General features: G+C 40.5%; 20 protein-coding genes and 1 other RNA gene. 13 read left to right on the top strand and 8 right to left on the bottom strand.

Annotated features, from left to right (window positions below):
* Window positions 1–124: 124 nt before the first annotated feature.
* Window positions 125–1,927, top strand: coding sequence for a translational GTPase TypA (typA, locus tag AC04NP_RS10815; protein ID WP_482859756.1), 1,803 nt, complete (start codon window positions 125–127; stop codon window positions 1,925–1,927).
* Here the strand turns inward: typA and AC04NP_RS10810 are convergent, their stop codons facing one another.
* From AC04NP_RS10810 to AC04NP_RS10795, 4 genes are all read right to left on the bottom strand, one after another.
* The gene (locus AC04NP_RS10810) at window positions 1,928–2,335 is read right to left on the bottom strand and encodes a thiol-disulfide oxidoreductase DCC family protein (protein WP_482859755.1); all 408 of its coding nucleotides are present in this window, start codon (window positions 2,333–2,335) and stop codon (window positions 1,928–1,930) included.
* Between the two features lie 67 nt (window positions 2,336–2,402).
* Window positions 2,403–3,269: an SDR family oxidoreductase gene (locus tag AC04NP_RS10805; protein WP_482859754.1), complete on the bottom strand. Its 867-nt coding sequence runs from the start codon at window positions 3,267–3,269 to the stop codon at window positions 2,403–2,405.
* A gap of 105 nt (window positions 3,270–3,374) precedes the next feature.
* Complete coding sequence (locus AC04NP_RS10800) at window positions 3,375–4,088, bottom strand: class I SAM-dependent methyltransferase (protein ID WP_482859753.1); 714 nt, start codon at window positions 4,086–4,088, stop codon at window positions 3,375–3,377.
* Between the two features lie 2 nt (window positions 4,089–4,090).
* Complete coding sequence (locus AC04NP_RS10795; RefSeq protein ID WP_482859752.1) at window positions 4,091–4,525, bottom strand: YybH family protein; 435 nt, start codon at window positions 4,523–4,525, stop codon at window positions 4,091–4,093.
* Between the two features lie 133 nt (window positions 4,526–4,658).
* On the opposite strand from AC04NP_RS10795, the gene AC04NP_RS10790 reads away from it, so the two are divergent.
* The 5 genes from AC04NP_RS10790 (at window position 4,659) to AC04NP_RS10770 (ending at window position 10,486) form a co-directional block, all read left to right on the top strand.
* Window positions 4,659–5,633 carry a glycosyltransferase family protein gene (locus AC04NP_RS10790; RefSeq protein ID WP_482859751.1) on the top strand — a complete coding sequence of 325 codons (975 nt, stop codon included), beginning with the start codon at window positions 4,659–4,661 and terminating at the stop codon, window positions 5,631–5,633.
* Window positions 5,634–5,679: 46 nt separating this feature from the next.
* Entirely contained in the window at window positions 5,680–6,912 is a 1,233-nt protein-coding gene (locus tag AC04NP_RS10785; protein ID WP_482859750.1) for a M16 family metallopeptidase, read from the top strand.
* 91 nt (window positions 6,913–7,003) lie between these two features.
* Window positions 7,004–7,648: an O-methyltransferase gene (locus tag AC04NP_RS10780; RefSeq protein ID WP_482859749.1), complete on the top strand. Its 645-nt coding sequence runs from the start codon at window positions 7,004–7,006 to the stop codon at window positions 7,646–7,648.
* Entirely contained in the window at window positions 7,649–9,763 is a 2,115-nt protein-coding gene (locus tag AC04NP_RS10775; RefSeq protein WP_482859748.1) for a LysM peptidoglycan-binding domain-containing protein, read from the top strand. It abuts the gene before it with no gap.
* Window positions 9,764–10,066: 303 nt separating this feature from the next.
* The gene (locus tag AC04NP_RS10770; RefSeq protein WP_482859747.1) at window positions 10,067–10,486 is read left to right on the top strand and encodes a response regulator; all 420 of its coding nucleotides are present in this window, start codon (window positions 10,067–10,069) and stop codon (window positions 10,484–10,486) included.
* 201 nt (window positions 10,487–10,687) lie between these two features.
* Here the strand turns inward: AC04NP_RS10770 and AC04NP_RS10765 are convergent, their stop codons facing one another.
* Both AC04NP_RS10765 and dnaX read right to left on the bottom strand, forming a co-directional pair.
* The gene (locus tag AC04NP_RS10765) at window positions 10,688–11,083 is read right to left on the bottom strand and encodes a hypothetical protein (RefSeq protein WP_482859746.1); all 396 of its coding nucleotides are present in this window, start codon (window positions 11,081–11,083) and stop codon (window positions 10,688–10,690) included.
* A gap of 179 nt (window positions 11,084–11,262) precedes the next feature.
* Complete coding sequence (gene dnaX, locus AC04NP_RS10760; protein WP_482859745.1) at window positions 11,263–12,375, bottom strand: DNA polymerase III subunit gamma/tau; 1,113 nt, start codon at window positions 12,373–12,375, stop codon at window positions 11,263–11,265.
* Between the two features lie 321 nt (window positions 12,376–12,696).
* Here dnaX and ssrA point away from each other — a divergent pair.
* The 7 genes from ssrA (at window position 12,697) to AC04NP_RS10725 (ending at window position 20,327) form a co-directional block, all read left to right on the top strand.
* Window positions 12,697–13,099, top strand: a transfer-messenger RNA (tmRNA) gene (gene ssrA, locus AC04NP_RS10755).
* A 691-nt stretch (window positions 13,100–13,790) separates the two neighbouring features.
* Window positions 13,791–15,392 carry a hypothetical protein gene (locus AC04NP_RS10750; protein WP_482859744.1) on the top strand — a complete coding sequence of 534 codons (1,602 nt, stop codon included), beginning with the start codon at window positions 13,791–13,793 and terminating at the stop codon, window positions 15,390–15,392.
* Window positions 15,393–15,875: 483 nt separating this feature from the next.
* Window positions 15,876–17,042, top strand: coding sequence for a COG1470 family protein (locus AC04NP_RS10745; protein ID WP_482859743.1), 1,167 nt, complete (start codon window positions 15,876–15,878; stop codon window positions 17,040–17,042).
* A 3-nt stretch (window positions 17,043–17,045) separates the two neighbouring features.
* Window positions 17,046–18,032 (top strand): ABC transporter ATP-binding protein, encoded by a 987-nt coding sequence (locus AC04NP_RS10740; protein WP_482859742.1) that lies wholly within the window; start codon window positions 17,046–17,048, stop codon window positions 18,030–18,032.
* A complete protein-coding gene (locus AC04NP_RS10735) occupies window positions 18,025–19,083 on the top strand; it encodes an ABC transporter permease (protein ID WP_482859741.1) in 1,059 nt (352 codons plus the stop codon). Before AC04NP_RS10740 ends, AC04NP_RS10735 begins: the two co-directional genes overlap by 8 nt.
* Before the next feature lie 330 nt (window positions 19,084–19,413).
* Window positions 19,414–19,785 carry a hypothetical protein gene (locus tag AC04NP_RS10730; RefSeq protein ID WP_482859740.1) on the top strand — a complete coding sequence of 124 codons (372 nt, stop codon included), beginning with the start codon at window positions 19,414–19,416 and terminating at the stop codon, window positions 19,783–19,785.
* A gap of 92 nt (window positions 19,786–19,877) precedes the next feature.
* Window positions 19,878–20,327 carry a hypothetical protein gene (locus tag AC04NP_RS10725; RefSeq protein WP_482859739.1) on the top strand — a complete coding sequence of 150 codons (450 nt, stop codon included), beginning with the start codon at window positions 19,878–19,880 and terminating at the stop codon, window positions 20,325–20,327.
* A 97-nt stretch (window positions 20,328–20,424) separates the two neighbouring features.
* Here AC04NP_RS10725 and AC04NP_RS10720 read toward each other — a convergent pair whose 3' ends face one another.
* Entirely contained in the window at window positions 20,425–20,856 is a 432-nt protein-coding gene (locus AC04NP_RS10720; protein ID WP_482859738.1) for a DUF2335 domain-containing protein, read from the bottom strand.
* 106 nt (window positions 20,857–20,962) lie between these two features.
* On the bottom strand, window positions 20,963–21,193 hold the full coding sequence (locus AC04NP_RS10715) for a hypothetical protein (protein ID WP_482859737.1): 231 nt from the start codon (window positions 21,191–21,193) through the stop codon (window positions 20,963–20,965).
* Between the last annotated feature and the right edge of the window lie 396 nt (window positions 21,194–21,589).

The raw sequence follows: 21,589 nt of genomic DNA, 5'->3' as shown, positions 1-21,589 counted from the left end.
ATTGCATGAATTTAATAAAAAACTGCTATTAATACTACAGATAATAAATACTCCATTTATATGTTCCTCTTAAACCTATTTCTAATATCTATTTACTACCTTTGTGATCTTTTTTATATTACCCATGAAAAGTCTTAGAAACATCGCAATCATTGCACATGTCGACCACGGGAAAACTACCCTGGTTGACAAAATAATCCATGAATCAAAAGTTTTGAGGGAAAACCAGGATAAGGGAGAGCTCATACTCGACAATAACGATCTGGAACGTGAAAGAGGTATTACCATCTTGTCAAAAAATGTATCAGTCAGGTATAATGGCGTCAAAATAAATATAATTGACACACCCGGCCACGCCGATTTCGGAGGAGAAGTGGAACGGGTACTGAAAATGGCGGATGGGGTATTGCTGTTGGTAGATGCCTTCGAAGGGCCTATGCCACAAACACGTTTTGTGTTAAGTAAAGCCCTGGCTTTGGGGCTGAAACCTATTGTTGTCATCAATAAGGTGGATAAGGAAAATTGTCGTCCGGAGGAAGTACAGGAACAGATTTTTGACCTGATGTTTAACCTGGATGCTACCGAGGAACAACTGGATTTTGTTACCATTTACGGCTCTTCCAAGCAAGGATGGATGAGTCACGACTGGAAAAAACCTACAGACAGTGTGACAGATCTTTTGGATGAGATTATTAAAACTATTCCTCCCCCTCCTGTAAAAGAGGGCATTCCCCAACTGCAGATAACCTCTTTGGATTTCTCTTCTTTTGTGGGCAGGATCGCCATTGGCAGGGTATACCAGGGAACATTAAAAGAAGGACAAGGGTTAGGGTTATGCAAAAGCGATGGGACGGTAAAAAAAGTAAAAGTAAAAGAATTACAGGTATTTGAAGGGTTAGGCAAAGAAAAAGTTCAGGAAGTAAGTGCAGGTGAAATCTGTGCGGTGGTAGGCATTGAAGGTTTTGATATTGGGGACACACTAACAGATTTTGAGCATCCGCAGCCGCTGCCCAGGATTGCTATTGATGAGCCGACCATGAGTATGCTTTTTACCATTAACAATTCCCCTTTCTATGGAAAGGAAGGCAAATACGTCACCTCCCGTCATCTTCGCGAAAGACTTTATAAAGAAACTGAAAAAAATCTGGCTTTGAAAATTGAAGATACCGACTCGGAGGATAAATTTTTGGTTTATGGACGGGGAGTGCTGCATTTGTCGGTGTTGATCGAAACCATGCGAAGGGAGGGTTACGAATTTCAGGTAGGCCAGCCGCAGGTTATCATAAAGGAAATTGATGGCGTGAAATGTGAACCGCTGGAACACCTCGTTGTCGATGTACCCGAGGAAAGTGCCGGCAAGGTGATAGAGTTGGTAACACAAAGAAAAGGTGAATTAACCATTATGGAGCCCAAAGGTGATTTACAACACCTGGAGTTCGACATCCCTGCAAGGGGCCTGATCGGATTGCGTAATCAGGTGCTGACAGCCACTGCCGGAGAGGCGATCATGACACATCGGTTTAAAACTTATGAACCGATGAAAGGTGAAATTCCAGCCCGCATCAATGGTTCTTTAATCTCTATGGAAACCGGTCCGGGAACCGCCTATTCAATTGACAAGCTCCAGGACCGTGGCATATTTTTTGTCGATCCGGGAGAAGATGTTTATATGGGGCAGGTTGTAGGCGAACATAACCGGTCTAATGACCTTGTGGTTAACATCCGGAAAGGCAAAAAGCTTACCAACATGCGGGCGGCAGGCTCCGATGATAATTCCAAAATAGCACCTAAAAAACAGTTTTCGCTGGAAGAGACTTTGGAATACATCAAAAAAGATGAGTATGTGGAAATTACCCCAAAATCTGTTCGTGTAAGAAAGATTTATCTGGATGAAAATGAGCGGAAGAGAATGGCAGACAAAACCTAGCTAATCCAAAAACCTGGCCCGCAGATCGGGTGTAGGAATCCAGCACTCGTCGGTACGGCCAAAAACCTTGTACCGGTTGTTGGCTACGAGGCTGTAAAAAAAATCTCTTATAGGGGCCGGTATGATGATAAACATATAGAGCAACTGCCAGCCTTTGCCAAGCTTTTTAAATAGTTGGAGGGCGGCAGTGGATTTTTTGTAGTAACGGTCCCCTTCTACAAGAACAAATGACTCAAAATCTGTGGTTGGAAGTTGAAACTTTCGCAGCAATTGTTGCCCTGTATTTGATTGCAGTGAAGAAAACTTCAATTTGGCCTCAGGATCCCTTTTAATAACAAACTGAACCACCCCATTGCAAAGATTGCAGACACCATCGAACAATAACACCGGTTTCTCTATTTCTTTCATGCCAATAAATTCTTCCTAAATTTACGGATTACTCAGACTTAGGTTAGCCTTAAAACCGGTTCTGCTCCTAACTTTTGCTCCGCATTCCCTGCAGTTGATCCCACATTTCGGGTTTGATCATCTCCAGAAAGCTGAATTCCCCACCATTTTTAAGCCATTCACCCCCATCGATGGTAATAACCTCGCCATTAATATAGGCGGAAAAGTCCGACATAAGATAAGCGGCAAGATTTGCCAGTTCCTGGTGATCCCCCACCCTTTTCAAAGGCACCCTTTGTGCGGGATCCAGCTTATCCTTCAGATCACCGGGCAACAATCTGCTCCAGGCTCCTTCGGTGGGAAATGGCCCTGGCGCTATGGCGTTGTTTCTGATCCCATATTTTGCCCATTCCACTGCCAGTGATCTTGTCATGGCCAACACCCCGGCCTTACCACATGCCGACGGCACAACATACCCCGAACCCGTCCAGGCATAGGTAGTCACAATATTTAAAATCGTACCCGGTTGGCCATTAGCAATCCATTTTTTCCCTAGGGCCAATGTGAAGTTATAGCTACCCTTTAACACAATATCCACAACAGCATCAAAAGCACGGTGCGACAGCCTTTCGGTGGGGCTGATGAAATTCCCCGCAGCATTGTTCAATAAACCATGTACTGTTCCAAATTCGGTAACGGTACCTTCGATTACTTTTTCCACTTCCTCATAGTTGCGAACATCACAGGCTAACGGTAAAACACTTCCCCCCGTACTGGCACGCAATTCATCAGCCGCCTTTTCCAAAACCTCAGCCTTCCTGCTTGCAATCACGAGGTTAGCCCCCAGCTCCAGAAAGTATTGTCCCATAGATTTACCTAATCCGGTGCCCCCGCCTGTAACGATAAGGGTCTTTCCTTTTAAGGCATCTTTCCTTAACATTCCTTCCTTGTACATTGTTGCTCAGTTTATTTTAATATTTTGAATAGCTGCGTGGTGAACCAAAATTAAGTAAATCAAATCGAAATATAGTAGGTATGCATAATAATTTTTTCAAAGATGTCACGCGCTTTCATCAAAAGAGTCGGCCAGTATCAGCCTCGCAAGATACTGATCTGTTTCATCCACATACAGTATTTGTGCATACCAGCCATGGTCCCGGGCGATTTCCCGAAGCTTTGCCGGATCTATATACAACCAGTTAAACCACGCCCCTTTTTGATCTTTATACTGGTAACGATAACCTATTTCCCCGAAATAATGGCTGGCAGGCCAGGTCTTATCTTCATAAAAATAGGAAATATCGCTTGAGTCAAGCAATATTTGTCCCGAAGTTGATACCAGTTGCTTGGCATGCTCCAAAAACTTTTTCAGCCCACCAATGGTACCCACCAAGCCCAGGCCATTCATCATCATCAAAATTGTATCAAAACGGTGCTCCTTCAATTCAAAAATATTTTCACATAACACCTTTTTTACCCCTCTTTTTACCATTATTTCGGCCAGAGTCGGTTCTATTTCCAATGCGGTAACATCAAAATCCCTCTGTTGAAGTACCAGTGAGCAGGCACCTACCCCTGCCCCGGCATCCAAAACTTTTCCCCGGCAAAGATTCAATGCGTAAGTTTCCAATGAGCTAAAATCCTCTTCATCCCGGAATAAAACCTTTAAAGGCATTTCTTCCCGTATCCCGTAGCTGGTATCAATAAACAGCTTAACCCGGGGCTGAAAATTAAAGTAATCTAAAACGGCCTGGGCATAAGGATTGATAGCCATGATCAAGTACCGGCACTGGTGTGGTCCGCAATGATGAGCCACCTGCCGTTGATTTTTTTCCAGATCAACGAAAACAATCCGCTGGCATCACCTATTTCCCTGGTAAGATAATACTTTCCTATCATGAAGTAATAATCGTCGCCCATAGCATCCATGCTTAGAATATCAAACTTTAAATTCCCCATGGTTTTCCGGTCGGGATATGCTTTCTTATAGTTATCCAGTGTATTTTGCCAACCATAGGTAATACCTCTGCTACCCATAAATTTAAGTGAATCCGACTGCCAATAAGTAGTCATAAAACAACCCAAATCGCCTTTATTCCAGCATTCCACTTGTTTATTCAATACTTTCATTATTTTTTTTTGCTCGCCTGTTTGGGCCTGTATCCAGGCTGGCCAGACAACAATCAGGGTAAAAATGATAAGTCTTTGCATGCAGATAGATTTTTCGTCAAAATACGGCTTTTAAGATTGATTATCAACCAAACCCGGAAATTGAAAAAACAAAGAGTGAATAGGAATAGTTACAAAAAGATTTCCTTAGTTTGTGAATTCAAACAGGTTTTTGATGAAAATAAGTGGTTTTACATTTGTTAAAAATGCAACAAAGCTATATTATCCTGTAAAGGAATCGATACGATCAATTCTCCCCATTGTGGACGAATTTGTGATAGCTCTTGGCAAATCTGATGAAGGAGATTTTACCAGGGAAGAAATTTTGAGTATTCAATCGGATAAAATAAAAATAATCGATACGGAGTGGAATCTCGGGACCTATCCTCACAATACCATATTTGCACAACAAACCGATCTGGCCAAAAATGCTTGCCAGGGCGATTGGTTATTTTATCTTCAAAGTGACGAACTGGTACATGAAAAATACCTGGAGGTGATCAAAAATGCCTGTAAAAAGTATTTTAATGAACCGGAAGTAGAAGGTTTGCTTTTTGAATACCGTCATTTTTGGGGTGACTATGACCATTATCACCAGGCGCACAACTGGTACCCAAGGGAAATTAGAATTATCAGAAATGACCCAAAAATTCATTCCTGGAAAGATGCCCAATCTTTCAGAAAATTTGATGAATTTAATAATTCCTACCAGGATTACCTGAAAAGGGAAGGCTCACAAAAGTTAAAAGTAGCGAGACTGTATGCCTGGATTCACCACTACGGCTGGGTGCGCCCCCCCAAATTGATGTCTGCCAAAACAAAAAGCAGCGCTACCACTTTTTGGGGCCGAAGCAAAGCAGAAAATGAACTCAAAACCATGCCCGAATTATTTGACTACGGGCCGCTGAACAAATTAAAGGTTTACAAAGATTCACACCCAAACGTCCTGAAAGACTGGATAGAGAAATTTGACTGGCAGGATCAACTCCAGTATGAAGGCAAAAGAAACCCTGACAGGTTGATTCACAAACACGAAAAACTCAAATACCGGTTGCTAAGTCATATTGAGCATTACTGGCTAAATGGTAAACAAATAGGAGGATTCAGGAACTATAAGATTGTAAAGGAGGAAAAAAACCATTTTGAATGAGTTGCAGTCCCAAAATGGGTAATTATTACTTAACTTTGCACAGGATATGAGGGATTATGAAATTTACACGCTGGGTAATGGAATAAGAATTGTTCACAAAGAGGTCAAAACCACTAAAATTGTGCACTGCGGCTTCGTATTAAATATCGGTAGCCGTGACGAGAAGGATGATCAGCAGGGCTTGGCACACTTTTGGGAGCATATGGCTTTTAAAGGGACCTCCAAAAGAAAAGCATTTCACATTATTAACCGGTTGGAATCTGTGGGGGGTGAGTTAAATGCCTACACCACGAAGGAGAAAATATGTTTTTATGCTTCCGTGCTCGACAACTATTTTGAAAAAGCGCTGGAATTACTCACAGATATCACCTTTGACTCCGTTTTTCCGGAAAAGCAAATCGAAAAAGAAAGAGGAGTAATCCTGGAAGAAATGGCCATGTACCATGACGCACCCGAGGACGCCATTCAGGATGAATTTGATAACCTCGTTTTCAAAGGCCACCCACTTGGAAATAACATACTGGGAACTGCCGAAAGTGTCAGATCCTTTCAAAAACAGGATTTCAAGCAATTTATCAGTGAAAATATAAATACCTCGCAGTTGATCTTTTCAGTGGTAGGAAACATCAGCCTCAAAAAGGTTAAAAAATATGCTGAAAAGTATCTGGCGCAATTGCCGGCCTATCAGGCAACGCTTGACAGAAAGCCCTTCGCCAATTACCGGACGGGTTGCCTGACCAACAAAAGAGCGCTTACCCAATCGCAATGCGCCATTGGCAGGCCAGCCTACAAATTGCAGGATGAACGAAGGCTGCCATTTTTTATGCTCACCAACATTCTGGGCGGACCAGGCCTGAATTCCAGACTGAATATGGCCCTCAGGGAAAAATATGGCTTTGTCTATTCAATTGAAGCAAACTACAGCGCCTATTCAGACACAGGCCTGTTCAGCATTTTTTTTGGAACAGACCCGCAACAGTTAGACAGAAGTATCCGGATTGTTCTAAAAGAATTGCAAAAACTGAAAGAAAAACCGCTTGGATCCCTGCAGTTGCATAGGGCTAAAGAGCAACTGATGGGGCAATTGGCCATGTCTGAAGAAAACAATACCAGCCTGATGCTGATGATGGGTAAAAGTCTGTTAGACCTCGACGCCATTCCCAGTCTGGAAAGTATTTTTGAAAAAATCAGGGCCACCAGTGCTAAAGAATTGCAATCCATTGCTGAGGAAATGTTTGATGAAAATCAGCTCAGTTTTTTGACCTATATTCCGAGATAAGTCCCGTTTTTCTAACGGATTTTACGTAGATTTACGTACATAAAATAAGTCTTTTATCTCAATAACAACCAAAACCGCAAGGCTAGCAACGATGAAATTTTTGGATGAAGCTATAGAAAAATACGCCGAAGCCCACTCCACTGAAGAATCCCCTTTACTGAAGAAAATTTACAGGGATACCCACGCCAATGTAATCATGCCCAGAATGTTATCCGGACACCTTCAGGGACGTATACTGGCAACATTTTCTCGTATGATAAAACCCAGGTATATACTGGAAATCGGCACCTACACAGGCTACTCCGCCCTGTGCCTGGCCGAAGGTATAACCGATGATGGTAAAATAATAACCATAGACATCAACGAAGAGTTGGAGGAGAAAGTGAGGGCATCTTTCAAAGAGTCCGGATTAGATGAAAAAATCGATTACAGAATTGGCAATGCACTGGAAATCATTCCATCCCTGACAGAAAAATTTGATCTTGTATTTATTGATGCAGACAAGGAAAATTATGCCAGATATTTTGATTTGATCATTGACAAGGTAGCAAAAGGAGGTTTTATCATCGCAGATAATGTACTCTGGAGTGGAAAGGTCCTGCCTGGAAAGGAAACCAATCCGGACAAAGATACCAATGCCTTAATTAATTTTAATCTGAAAGTTCATAATGACAAGCGGGTAGAAAACGTTCTTTTACCGATCAGAGATGGGTTAATGATTTTAACAAAGAACTAAATGAGACTTTTGAACTGGATTCTGACGCTGTTTTTCCTATTTTCAGGCGCCCTGGGTTTCGCCCAAAAAGTTCCTACTTACATGGATTTTGCTGACATGAAGCTGAAAATTACTGAAAGTGCAAAAAGGCAAATCCAGAAGGATGTCGATATGCTTACAAGGAGTCCTAAATATTTTGGGATAAAAGTTAAAAAAGCCAACTTATATTTTCCGGTTATAGAAAGGATTTTTAAGGAAGAAGGGCTACCTGATGATTTCAAATACCTGGTGCTTCAGGAAAGTGCGCTGATCCCTGACGCAGTTTCTTCCTCCAACGCAGTAGGTTTTTGGCAATTCAAAAAAGCGGCGGCCAGAGAGGTAAATCTGAGAGTTGACGGAGTGGTTGACGAAAGGATGAATATCGTATCGGCCAGCAGGGGGGCAGCCAGGTATCTTAAAAAATATAATAAGCTGTTTTTTAACAATTGGTTGTATTCTTTGCAGGCTTATAATATTGGTCCTGGCGGTGCGCTCAGGTCATTAGACAAAAAGCATTACGGCGCCAAAAGAATGGTCATCGATAAAAAAACACATTGGTATGTAAAGAAATATCTCTCACATAAAATTGCCTTTGAGTCTGCCGTGAATACCCGAAGTTCCACCCGGCAGTTGGCTGAGTTAACCAATAAAGACTTCCAAAACCTGAGAGAGATCAATAAAAAATACGGGGTCGATATGGAGGTGTTACAGAATTATAACAAATGGTTGAAAGGTAGGAAAATTCCCGATGATAAGACCTACACCGTGGTAGTTCCTGTTGACCACTCATCCAACAAGAGACTTCTGGCCCTGACTAAAGGCGAAACCGAGCCGGTAAAAATCATAAAAAAATCCGAAGGCTACAGCCCCGTTTTAGTGGCCAAATCCGTTGATTACAAGGCCGGTATGGAGTATCCCAAAATCCGGAAAAAAGTAATTAAAAAAACCGGTTTAAGCTACACATTGATTAATGGAATACCAGGTATGGTAGCCAGGGAGCAGTCCAGTATAAGTTCATTAGCAGAACGTGGTGGTATTTCAGCCAAAAAATTCCGGGCTTACAATGATCTTAGTGCGTTTGATAAAATCATCCCTGGTCAGGTTTATTATTTTAAAAGAAAAAGAAACAAGTCAAAGATTCGTTATTATGGCGCAAAAAGACATGAGAGCCTATGGGCCATATCCCAAAAATTTGGTATCCGGTTGGAAAAATTGATGGAAAAGAACGGGATGTTAAGGGAAAATGATTTGAAACCAGGCATGGTGTTATGGTTACGGTCATCCCGTCCCTCGGAACAGCCAGTTGAATACATTGAACTTCCTGATGAACGCCGCCTGAAGGAAGAGCCAGTACTGGCAAAAGACACAAAACCAAATAGTCGACAAAATCGAACTTTATATACACAGAAAGAACAAAAGGTCCACAATAAAACAACAGCGATTACCACGGAAACCTTACCGACGGATTCTGGTATTAAAAAACAAGAAAATACACAAATGACCGTAGGTACAGATCAAAAATCCGGGGACACGAACCCGGAAGAAATCTGGGAAGACCCTGAGGAAAATGCAAGGTGGATCAATAAAGAGACAACCCCTGCCGAAAAGAAAAATCAAGTAGCGAACCAGACGCCCGAGGTAAATGTGATCGACCGTAAAAACCCAAGCCCTGAAGACGAATTTGATATTGAGGAAAGCCCTAAATTTATTAAGACCTCCCCCCCTTCTTTTACTATGGAAAACGGCCGGAAAATTCATATCATTAAACAAGGTGAAACGTTGTTCAGCATTGCCCGGACCTATGACATAACAGTTCAGGATCTGAAGAACTGGAACAACCTGCAAGACTTAGGTAATATCAAATTTGATCAGAAATTAATCGTTGGCAAGGTTGAAAAAATCGATGAACATGTGCAAAATAACAGGTCACAATCTGAAAGTGATTCAATAATTCTACATGAGGTAGAAGAGGGCGATACAATTTTCAGCATCTCGAGAACCTACAATGTGCCTATTCAAAAAATCATGGAATTGAATGAAAAAACCGACTACAAAATAGCTATTGGGGAAAAACTGAAGTTGGTAAAAACAAGGTAACCCCCCTCCTGAAATAGAAGAAAATACATATTCATTCTCAATTAAGTGAAAATTTCTTAGTTATATTACCTGACTAAGTATAAATAGCAATAGCAGCAATAAAATAATAAGTTAGCAGTATCTTTGGATAAAGAATAATATCCAAAAGATGTGTTGAGTTAAAAAATTTAAGGATTTTGTTGTATTATTTGATAAACAATCGGAAAAAATTACTAAATTCGATGCCCAAGTCAAGCAAACGAAGTCCCCAAAATTCTACACTGTTTAATGTTATTTTAAGAGAGTTTTAAATTAAATTGTTAGATGCAAACAGAAGAAAAACCAATTGATTTAGTAATGCTCGTAGATGACAATGATACTGACAATTTTATCAGTAAACGCATTATAGAGATTACTAAATTTGCTAAGGAGGTTGAGATTAAAAATTCAGGAAAAAGTGCACTAGAATATTTGGAGCAAAATAAGGACAATGAGAATAAATTGCCTAACATCATTTTTCTGGATATTAATATGCCGATTGTAGATGGTTTTGTATTCCTTTACGAGTTCGAAAAATTTGATCAAATATTGAAAGATAAGTGCAAGGTGATTATCCTTTCCAGCTCAGATAATAAAAGAGATATAGATAAAATCGTAAACAACAATCACGTGGTGAAATTTATTACCAAGCCCTTAACTGAAAGTGCACTCGAAGAAATTAAACTAATGGACGTTTTCAGCTAAAAAGAAACAGCTATTCACGAAAAACCTCCCGCCTAAAACCGGGAGGTTTTTTTATGGCAGGTTCAACAGACACAAAGAATTTTTCCAAAACGTCGTGCAAAAGCCACGTCCGCTCGTGCTAAGCTTGTGCAAACTATCAAATCCACTTTAGCTAACGCCACTACTCGTCATAAAGCCCACATCACAAGATGAATACAATGATCAATGATCCGGATCAAGGCCTAATTTTTCCTTTAATTGTATTAATTTGGGATATTTTCCCGCAAGGTAGTTAAAACGATCCCTGTCTGTGTAAATCATCTCGCCGGATTCCATTTGAATTAATTTGGCCTCCAAATTCAATAGCTGATTATTCAGGTTGCCCCTCAGGAACTGCAAGAGTTCTGTTCTTATGCTTTCTAATATTGGTTGCTCTACCGCATTGGTCAGCTTAATTTCGATGACATTTTCTTCATTAAGCGTGATGTCCTGATTCAACAAAACATACTCGGCATCCTTTCCTTCATCTCGCCTTTTCTCCGCAAACGCCTTCCAGTACTTTTGTACATCTTCAAGGGTTACCGGCTCATTCTTTACGGGCGCGGGTGCATCGGCCACCGGGTTTGATTCCTCTTTTGTATGCTTTGCTTCCTGGTTCTTTAAAATAGTATTGGCATCGGGAATCTTCGTGGTAGGTTTTAGATTTATTTTTTTTGCGAATATTGATCTTGAAAGAGAAGAAGGAGAGGGAGCTTGATGATCTGTAGTTGGCTTTTGCTGACTCGACAGTTCCTCTTTTACACTACTTTTTTTTTTAATGGCTCCTGCCCGTCGTTATGCATAGCCACCAGGTTGACAGCCGCATTGATGTGGGCCATTTTCATCAAAGTCAACTCCACGAGCAAACGCTGATTTTTGCTTGCCTTATATTGGATATCGCATTGGTTTGAAATGTTCAGGGCAGACATCAAAAATGACAACGGGGCCCTGGCAGCTTGTTCGGTATATTTTTGCTTGATATTATCGCTAACCATCAGCAGCTTTACCGTTGCCGGGTCTTTGCAAACCATCAGATTCCTGAAATGCTCGGCAAGACCAACAATAAATTGATGACCGTCAAAACCATTGGCCAAAATATCATCAAAAGTTAAAAGCGCCTGGGAAACATTTTCATCCAGTAAAAAATCGGTCATTTTAAAATAATAATCATAATCCAGGATATGCAGGTTCTTAATAGTATCCCGGTAAGTCAATTGGTTGCCGGACGAAAAAGTAACGATCAAATCAAAAATTGACAAAGCATCCCGCAAAGCACCGTCAGCCTTTTGGGCAATCAGATGTAAAGCCTCTTCTTCAGCTTCAATTTGCTCAAGTTCAGCTATTTTATGCAGGTGCCGCGCAATATCCTGCACCTGGATGCGGTTAAAATCAAATATCTGGCATCGAGACAGAATGGTGGGAATAATTTTATGTTTTTCTGTAGTTGCCAAAATAAATATAGCATAGGGTGGCGGCTCTTCGAGGGTCTTTAAAAATGCGTTAAAAGCCGAGTTTGACAACATATGAACCTCATCAATGATGTAGATTTTATATTTACCCTGTTGTGGTGCATACCGCACCTGATCCACCAGGTTGCGAATATCATCGACTGAGTTATTGGATGCTGCATCGAGCTCATGAATATTCAGCGAGGTAGCCGGGTCATCATCTTCGAATCCATTTACCATTTTTGCCAGGATCCTGGCACAGGTGGTTTTACCAACCCCTCTTGGCCCACAGAAAAGCAAGGCCTGGGCCAAATGATTATTGTCGATCGCATTTTTCAGGGTAGTGGTAATGTGCTCCTGCCCCACTACCGTACCGAAGTTGTCTGGCCTGTATTTTCTTGCCGAAACTACAAAGTTTTCCATTGGCTTTTTATGGTCAATTCAATATTGTTTCTTTTTTAGGAAAATGTTCGTCTAATCGAACGTTTAAATGTCTAAAATTAACAACTAGAACAATAAATGTTTAAAAAAAACAATAATTTGTTCGAGTAAACAAACATTTTGACTCAGATAAGTGTATAATATTATTTTGTAAGTTTAGTTGCTACTCCTGGGGATTTTATGTCAAAAAGGCATAAAATAACGTTTAGTACAATATTTGCATATAATATTACCAGATTCAACAGGAAAAGTGTATTTTTGTAAACTTTTTTTCAAGTTCATTGAAAATTATACGTAAGATATGGGGCTGACTGGTTTTGACAGGTTGTGTAATTGCGCGTATAAGCATGCAGGCTCATGGGATGAGAGCCTTGAAAGATAGTCCTGCAATATAATTGGCGAAGATTATTCTTACGCTATGGCTGCCTAATTTAGCGATATGCTGAATTCGGTTTAGGGTCGAGCGAAGCGCTCCCCGGCCATCATCGTCCCTGGCCTTTGTTCCGCTGACCAGGATTTAACGATGTCGAATCCGCAGAACTAGCACTGATAGCGTCGCGATATGAGTGTGAAACTTTAGCGACTAAGGTTAGGATCCGGTTGTCTCTCACCTGTCCTCGCCCGACAACCAACGAAAGACTAAGCATGTAGAAAACTCGTAGATTACCTTCTCTGGACGAGGGTTCGACTCCCTCCAGCTCCACCTTTGCCCGCCATAGCTTCAGCCACGGCGGGCTTTATTTTATCCTCACAGTATCTTTTGAAAATCCTTCAAGCAAATAGTGTCAGTAAGAACACCGCACTCAAAGCGTTTGGATAAGCTTATTTAGATATTATTTTGGATGCTTGACTTATTTTTTAGCGGAGAGTATCTTGAATCGCATGGATAATGCTCAAAATTCTCCTGTAAATAGTCAATGGAGTAAGGAGAGTCTGGAAAGTATGATCCCTTAATTTGATTTAATACAGCCATTTTTGATCATTTATACCGACAATTTTGTGTTAGATTCAGCATCAAAATTTCTCAAAAATCAACCTAATTGATGGTAGTTCAGCGTTTTTTATATTTTCTAACAAGTACCAGCTAATACCTTATTTCGTGATCTATCAGTGTTTTGCTACCTCTGTGGCCAGGAGGAGCTTTTTTCATCATTTGTCCATTAATTTGTCTATAGGCTATATTAGGATGGAAGCGAAAGATCTCAGACCTTTGTTTCAACTAATCCCTCAACGTTTAATCCAGTATACTTACGGACTTTATGGCTAAAAAACACGACAGGGTTTTAATGACCAAAAAATAAGAAGTTACCTGCTGTTTGACATCAATTATTATATGATGGCGACAAGTGTTTCGAGCCTGTTTTTTTTAAGACTAAGAACAACAAATAAACAAACCAATGAAAGAACATTTTTTGACTTTAATTTTCGGCCTTGCGTTAATATGCACTAGCTGTAATAATGATGATGATGGCGCTATCCAACCCGACCTTCAAGGTCCCAGTGAGGATATTGTAGTAGATCAGGGGTCAGTAGGGCTTGTCATCGACACCAGGCCCATCGCAAAGAAAGGTTATGAGCCCGCAACGGCGCAAGTTGACTTTTCCGGTAGTTTTTCATCCTTTTCCCGGGAAGTAGAGATCAGCAGAAGCACCAATGTGGGTACCCTGAAAATACCTTCCGATGATTTGACAGAAGAACAAATTGAAGCGCTTCGCAATGGCGTGGAGGTTTCCATGACCGTTTCAGACGGTTCAACGACCCTGGCCACCTTATCGGACAACCTGAAAGTAGACAATTCGAATGCTCCTGTGATGATCGACACCGAACTGCCAACCATATTCCCGGAACCCAATATCCGGGAGGACGTTCCCTACCTGATCCAGGTGATAAATCCGGATTTGAACACCCATAACTTACTGATCAGGCTGCACATCGATAGAGTATTCGAACCTAATATTGACCCTATGGTGCTCGATATCTGGAGGGAAAGCGTAGGCAGGGAATACTATGAATTTTATTTTGAGTCTGCGGGAGATGGCGCTTATTACATGAAATTTCAGGACCCGGAAGATGAGCAGCAATATTACTACCTGGAAATGTCTGACCCCGGTAATTTATACACTTTTTACAAAACCGACCAATCGCAACTGGATGGCGACAAATTCAAATTCCGGGTAGCGCGTGATGAGCAAGGACATCTCACCCTTACTCCATTGAGCGGAAACACACTTTATCAGAGTGATGAACCGTCAACTCCAAACCAGTCCTATCAACTAGTCAGGTATGGCGATGGAGAAAACTATTTACCCTTCCGCATCGTGGCTGCCAACATCGAATGGGAAGTGGAAGATCGCGGCACAGAATACAATGCCCCTATCCTGCCACCGGCCAAGCTGGACTTTGCCTTCCGGTCGATTTTAAGGAACTGCAGCGGGGCCACTTTAACAGAAACCGTAGGCCGTTCCGAATCTCAAACCAAATCGTATACCATGGGCACGGAAGAAAGCATTGAGTTGTTTTCCAGCTCGGAATTTTCCTTGGACGTGACCGCCGGTGTGGAAACAGAAGCCAGTTTTTTCGGAAGCGGCGTGACTGCTTCCATGGAAGTCTCCACGGGATTTACCTATACTACTTCTTCAACGACCAGTTCCTCCAGAACCTGGGAAGAAACCGTGGAAGAGACCGTTGAAGTTTCCCGCGAGCGAGAGGTGGAGATCCCCGAATTTACGGAAGTGGAGGTTTATGATGCCATACAAACGCTGGAAGATGTGACCATACCATTTGTAAAGATCCTGCGAGTAAGCGGAAGTTATGACGGCACCGACCCCTTAACTGGCAAAGAAGTCAGCACCCAATTGTTGGCCAACCAGTTCGGAGGTGTGGTCAGTGAGATCTCTGATGACTACGTTGAGATATCCATAAGGGGCAATGTGGTCATCGATAAACTTTTTGAGGTAGAGTCCAATGTCACAGAGTTGGAAGGCTCATGCACAAACTAGCGTTTTCCCTTAACGCAACCCGTGCAGGCGGGTTCAAGACCATGTGGATGCCAGACCAGAAGGTTTGGCATCGCATCCTCCACCAAATCAAGGTTGCCATGTGAGATTTTGGTAACTATCCGTTTTCGTGATAAATGTAAAGCCTATTTATTTCTTTAAAAAATACCTGAAATCCGGTTTTGAAAGGGCTTTTGTTAAGTGGTATTTTTAGTAACTATTTCGTAATAGAAGTATAATAAAAAAACAAATAATTTGCATTATACTTCGGAAACAGGTATTTAAAAGCTGTAACGCTAGAATTGAGGGAAACAAACTTCATAATTACTCGATACTGTCCACTTCTCAAAATTACTTTTACAATACAAATGACTAACATAACCCAAACCTTCTAAAGTGCTTAATGACCGATTGCGATGATGCAAAGTATTTATTTTTTCCCATTACCATATTAAATTAGCACCTGAAAATTCATTCACTAAAAATATGGAGGATCTTTACATGCTCACACGTAAAAATTTGTTAAGCCTGTCTTTATCCGCATTGTTTGGGATAATGACAATATATAGTCAATCGGTAAATGCCGCAAACGGTGTAACATTATATACACCTTACACCAATATATCTGTACCGCCAGGAGAGTCGATCGATTATACAATTGATGTAATTAACAACAGCAACATCATCCAAAATGTAGCCATTTCGCTGACTGGGGTACCTGAAACCTGGAATTACATAATAAAATCAGGGGGGTGGAATATCAAACAACTCTCAATACTGCCAAGAGAGAAAAAAAGCCTCTCACTTAAAGTAGAAGTACCTCTGAAAGTGGATAAAGGAAACTACAGGTTCAGGGTATTGGCGGGTAGATTCAATGCATTGCCCCTGACCATCAATGTATCGGAGCAGGGAACGTTTAAAACCGAGTTTACCACCAGCCAGGCCAACATGCAGGGGCATGCTAAATCCAAATTTACCTATAAAGCAGCATTGAAGAATCGGACAGCCGATAAACAATTATATTCATTAAGAGCCCAGGCACCACGTGGATGGAAGGTTGATTTCAAGCCTGATAACCGGCAGGCTACCTCAGTAGAAATTGAGGCAAACAATTCTAAAGACATCACCATTGAAATAGACCCACCTGATAACCTGAAAGCCGGATCCTACAAAATGCCGGTGAGTGCAAGAACAAGCTCCACATCTGCAGAACTGGAGTTGGAAGTGGTTATTACCGGATCCTATGAAATGGAATTGACCACGCCCACCGGATTACTTAGCACCAGTATCACCGCTGGTAATGACAAAAGAGTAGGGCTACTCGTAAAAAATACCGGTTCTACAGAACTCAGGGATGTAAATCTCAGCTCCTCTGCCCCATCAGGATGGGAGGTGGCTTTTGAACCAAAAAAAATAGATAAACTCGAAGCTGGTCAGAATACCGAAGTTTTCGCTGAATTAAAAGCTGACAAAAAGGCTATTGCCGGAGACTATGTAACAAGCATTACCGCCAGGACACCTGAAGTAACTTCTAAAGTTTCGTTGAGGGTTTCGGTAAAAACCCCCATGTTTTGGGGGTGGGTTGGCATACTTGTTATAACGATCGCAGCGGGTAGTATATATTATCTTTTCCGAAAGTTTGGAAGGAGGTAAACAATGACCCAAAATATCATTGAACTGGTAGACCTTACCAAAAAGTATGGAAGCCACCTTGCCGTTGATAAACTTAGCCTAACCATCAAAAAGGGTGAAGTGTTTGGCCTCCTTGGCCCAAATGGCGCGGGAAAATCGACAACAATCCTCATGATGTTGGGGCTCACAGAACCGGATTCGGGAACTGTTAAAGTGTGTAATATTAATTCCACCAACAATCCCATCGAAGTAAAAAAAAGAGTAGGTTACTTACCCGAGGATGTGGGGTTTTACGAAGATATGACGGGGTTGGAGAATATTATTTACACCGCCAGACTTAATGGCATTTCAGGTGATGACGCCAGGGATAAGGCAACCGGGTTATTGAAGCGGGTAGGATTATCAGATGCCATGCTAAAAAAGACCGGCAAGTATTCACGCGGAATGCGTCAGCGCCTCGGTCTGGCCGATGTATTGATAAAGGATCCGGAAGTAATTATTCTGGATGAGCCCACATTGGGTATTGATCCGACCGGGGTAAGGGATTTTCTTGAACTAATTGTTAAGTTGAGTAAAAAAGAAGGAATTACAGTACTTTTTTCATCACATCACCTGCTTCAGGTGCAGCAGGTTTGCGATAGGGTAGGCTTATTTGTAAAAGGAAAGCTATTGGCTGAAGGTGATGTCCAGTCCCTGTCCAATAAACTATTCGACAATAACGCTTATACGATCGAAACAGGTCTTTCCCTGCCAAATAGCAAAAATTCAAGTGGTAATCCCAAAAAGTGTACCACCACAGGCCTCAAAGAGATACTGCAAGGGGTTCCGGGAATTGCCTCTATAAAGAAAAAAAACGATATATTTCAAATTGAATGTTCCCATGACCTGACTTCCGAAATTGCCAGAACCATTCTTAAGTCAGGTGCCAATTTAAACTATCTGAATAAAAAGGAATATGGGCTGGAAGATATTTATTACCGGTATTTTGAAGGAGGTGTAAATCATGAATAATCCAGTAAGACAAGCGCCACTGTCAGTTAAATCCGGACTATCGAAACTGGTGCGTTTTTTCTCACAAATGAGAAAAAAACTACGGCAGAAAACAAACAAACAAATAACCCACCCTTTCCGGGTAATGGTGCAAAAAGAAATTTCCGATCATATAACCAGTTGGCGTTTCATAATACTCATTGCAATCATCGCCCTAACATGCATGGGCTCTTTGTATACCGCCGTTACCAACATCGGAAATGCCGTCAAACCAAATGACCCTGCCGGCACATTCTTTTTCCTGAAGTTATTCACAATTTCCGATGGTACTATGCCATCTTTCTTCGTATTTGTCAGTTTTCTGGGGCCTTTGTTGGGTATAAGCCTTGGATTTGATAGCATTAATTCCGAACAAAGCAAAGGTACACTGAGCAGGATTCTTTCGCACCCGATTCCCCGTGATTATATCATTAATGCTAAGTTTACCGGGGCCCTTTTCGTAGTTAGTGTGATGTTTTTTGCACTTAGCTTTTTGGTGTTGGGGATAGGTATAATAGTCATCGGCATTCCTCCGACAGCCGAAGAGTTCGTGCGAATTATCCTATTTACCATGCTCAGCATCATATACGTTGCATTTTGGTTAAATCTATCCATTTTATTTTCTGTGCGGTTCAAGCAAGCAGCCACCTCGGCATTGGCAGGAATTGCCGTTTGGTTATTCTTTACCATATTTTACCGCATTATCGTTAACTTAATTACCAAAGTACTTGAACCCTCAAAGCTGGCATCACCCCGTCAGCTATTTCTACATGAAAAATTAAAATTCGGATTGAAACAAATAATGCCCAACGAGCTTTTTAATGAGGCCACAAACATATTGTTGGTACCGTCAGTTCGCAGCCTTGGCCCATTAACTATGGAGCAAATTCAAGGAGCCATTCCGGGCCCTTTGCCCTTAGGTCAAAGTGTATTACTCATCTGGCCCCAGGTGACCGGGCTTATTGCGGCAACGGTTATTTGTTTTGTGCTTTCATACATCGCTTTTATGCGAAGAGAGATTCGGTCAAGGTAAGGCAACGGAGAAAGAGTTTTTATTCACTTTATCGAATCAGCAGGCTAGCTTGTAGCAGCAACAGGTCTTCAACTGTTACTGTTGCTTTCTGGCAGTATTCCCCCTTACCCCTGACCATTACCTATTTAGTCTGTTAAAAGGGCTCTTATGAAAGAATAGACTTGATTTCAAAAGCTATTGTCGACTGTCAATAATTATTATTCATTTTAATAGACCAAAGTTGGGATAATGCAACTCTTTTTAGTTGTATTTCAAAATATTTATGCTTAAACTGCTAATGAATCCAATATTTTTTGCCCCATATTTTTTAAACGAGTTTCACTTGATCAAATGGGAAAGAAAAAAGACAAAACAAAACGCAAGCATATAATTGAATTAAATCTATATGACCTGTCAAGCCTCATGAAGGAAGTAGGACTTCCTGGTTTTATTGTAGTTATGGTCACCTTTGTTTTTCTCATTTTTGGAACCCACAATCAAAAAATTGAATTTATCGATAGATTTATTTTGCTAAAGGACATGGGACAAAACCCTTTTCCATACGTTTTCATAATAATCATTCAGGGCATTATAATCATTTCAATCAGCATTTACTTTGCTAAAATGCAAAAGATGCAAAATCAGGAAATTAGTCGGATTGCCAAAGAAAAAAGTGAATGTCAAGAAAAATATTTGAACAAAAAATTAAATTCCAGTGAATAATCATAATTTTCGTTAGTATGTGGTTCGCAGTTATTATTCTTACATTTTTTATGCTTTCGATTTTCAGAAAGCTCTTTATCAATTTCAATACTTTGAAATTCAAATATAAGTTATATGGATTGCGGGATGAACTTAGAAAGGTTTCAACAGGATCATCCAAAGATTCAGAAGAGGAATGGTTATTGGACTATTATGATAATACATTATCAAAAACTATTAAGGAGTCGTATTATCTAACTTTATTTCATATCATCATGCTGCAATTGAAGCACAACGAAAAGAACCTGGACGAGCTATATGATAAGCTAAATACAGAGACTAAAAAGCGACCTGCATTGCTGCGAATACAGCAAGAGTTTAACAAGACAATCACTGATTATATTTTTAAACAGCACTATATTTCTTATTATTTATTTGTTAAACCGATTTTAGTATCACTTATTGGGGTTTCTGGTGGAGTGAAAAAAATTGAATTCTGGATAAGTAGAATATGTGTTTTCCCAGAAACCTCAGACTCAAAAAGGTTTGTATCCAATTTGTAGGCGGTAATAGTTTCTTCTCGTTAAATAAGACCTTTTTAAATGGCCTTTCAGGCTTTCGCATACCTGAAATATGATTTTAGGCTTTGCCCTTTTCTTGTTAAGGATTACCCACAACCTTATCTCTGTCACCAATTTTCTTCTTTTTACCTAGTATAAAAACCGTTACAAGTGACACTAAAGTCGCACCTCCTAGTATACCTCCTAACCAATCATGGTCGGTTTTCCCTAAATCCCAGGCTGCCAGTGCAAAGGCCAGACTTATTATGAAGGCAAATATCTGGCCTCTTCCATTTTGATTTAACTGCCTTCCAACGATTTCTTTTTCCAATGCTCTTCTATGGCTTTGTTGTTTTTCAAAACCATTGAATAATATTTCACCCGCTTTAGGATTAATTTCATTGTATTTCTGCAAATCCTCAGGGCGGGGAATTGGGCTGGTATAATAAGACTCCATTGACATCGTAATGGAAGTCAATCTGGCTAGAACAAACGATTTTTCTTGTTCCGGAACCTTTTCTATAATTTCCAATATTTCGGGGGAAATAAAATCTTTATTGCAGGAATTTAATGTTATTGAGGGGTTTATCGGGGTTTGGCTGCTCTTTTTCAGCTTCCTCATCACTACTCATTAATCCTTATTTATAATTGTTTAACATTTTTCCTGACTCTAATTCATCCAAAGACTTCTTAAGATCATGACCAACTGCCCGCCAATCTGACATGATAGCTTTTTTATCGGACATAAATGGATCTCTTGAAATCTTGAAACTGTAATAATCGCCTGCCAGGTTGAACGCACTCCCCGCTCCTTTGATAAATTCGGCATTACTCAGATTGCTTTTAAGCCACTTCCATATTCTCATCATTTCGATGTGTTTTAAGTTACACGATAATTTAAGTTGTAATAAAATCTTAGGAATTTTGGTAATTCTCTCAGATAAAGAATTACTATATTCCTCCTCCTCCCTCAAACTATTTATCATTTAATTCAATAAACCAAATTTACACTTTTTTTCACAATATTATAATTTTAATATACATTTTTTTAACCAAAATCATTACAAGATGTTCCAAGCAAGTGAGTTCGTTTGATTATACGAATATTAATATGCTCAATTTCAATTATTTATGACGGAAATTTTTGATAGCCGCTTAAGTCATTACACCACTTTCCATACTTCATGTATGTAACTGATTTCAGTAAGGCTTTTTATGATAAATTTTGTGAAAATTTATGTTTAAACAATAATAATGAGGAAAGT

Source organism: Agaribacillus sp. DX54, assembly GCF_056858335.1.
Note: the sequence above shows the minus strand (reverse complement) of the source record. Positions and strands in the feature narration are given on the sequence as shown.

Coding starts and splice junctions, on each gene's coding strand:
- typA (WP_482859756.1), top strand. CDS start 125: ATGAAAAGTCTTAGAAACATCGCAATCATTGCACATGTCGACCACGGG.
- AC04NP_RS10805 (WP_482859754.1), bottom strand. CDS start 3,269: ATGTACAAGGAAGGAATGTTAAGGAAAGATGCCTTAAAAGGAAAGACC.
- dnaX (WP_482859745.1), bottom strand. CDS start 12,375: ATGGAAAACTTTGTAGTTTCGGCAAGAAAATACAGGCCAGACAACTTC.
- AC04NP_RS10750 (WP_482859744.1), top strand. CDS start 13,791: ATGAAAGAACATTTTTTGACTTTAATTTTCGGCCTTGCGTTAATATGC.
- AC04NP_RS10730 (WP_482859740.1), top strand. CDS start 19,414: ATGGGAAAGAAAAAAGACAAAACAAAACGCAAGCATATAATTGAATTA.
- AC04NP_RS10795 (WP_482859752.1), bottom strand. CDS start 4,525: ATGCAAAGACTTATCATTTTTACCCTGATTGTTGTCTGGCCAGCCTGG.
- AC04NP_RS10775 (WP_482859748.1), top strand. CDS start 7,649: ATGAGACTTTTGAACTGGATTCTGACGCTGTTTTTCCTATTTTCAGGC.
- AC04NP_RS10735 (WP_482859741.1), top strand. CDS start 18,025: ATGAATAATCCAGTAAGACAAGCGCCACTGTCAGTTAAATCCGGACTA.
- AC04NP_RS10810 (WP_482859755.1), bottom strand. CDS start 2,335: ATGAAAGAAATAGAGAAACCGGTGTTATTGTTCGATGGTGTCTGCAAT.
- AC04NP_RS10715 (WP_482859737.1), bottom strand. CDS start 21,193: ATGATGAGAATATGGAAGTGGCTTAAAAGCAATCTGAGTAATGCCGAA.
- AC04NP_RS10790 (WP_482859751.1), top strand. CDS start 4,659: ATGAAAATAAGTGGTTTTACATTTGTTAAAAATGCAACAAAGCTATAT.
- AC04NP_RS10780 (WP_482859749.1), top strand. CDS start 7,004: ATGAAATTTTTGGATGAAGCTATAGAAAAATACGCCGAAGCCCACTCC.
- AC04NP_RS10785 (WP_482859750.1), top strand. CDS start 5,680: ATGAGGGATTATGAAATTTACACGCTGGGTAATGGAATAAGAATTGTT.
- AC04NP_RS10800 (WP_482859753.1), bottom strand. CDS start 4,088: ATGGCTATCAATCCTTATGCCCAGGCCGTTTTAGATTACTTTAATTTT.
- AC04NP_RS10770 (WP_482859747.1), top strand. CDS start 10,067: ATGCAAACAGAAGAAAAACCAATTGATTTAGTAATGCTCGTAGATGAC.
- AC04NP_RS10740 (WP_482859742.1), top strand. CDS start 17,046: ATGACCCAAAATATCATTGAACTGGTAGACCTTACCAAAAAGTATGGA.
- AC04NP_RS10745 (WP_482859743.1), top strand. CDS start 15,876: ATGGAGGATCTTTACATGCTCACACGTAAAAATTTGTTAAGCCTGTCT.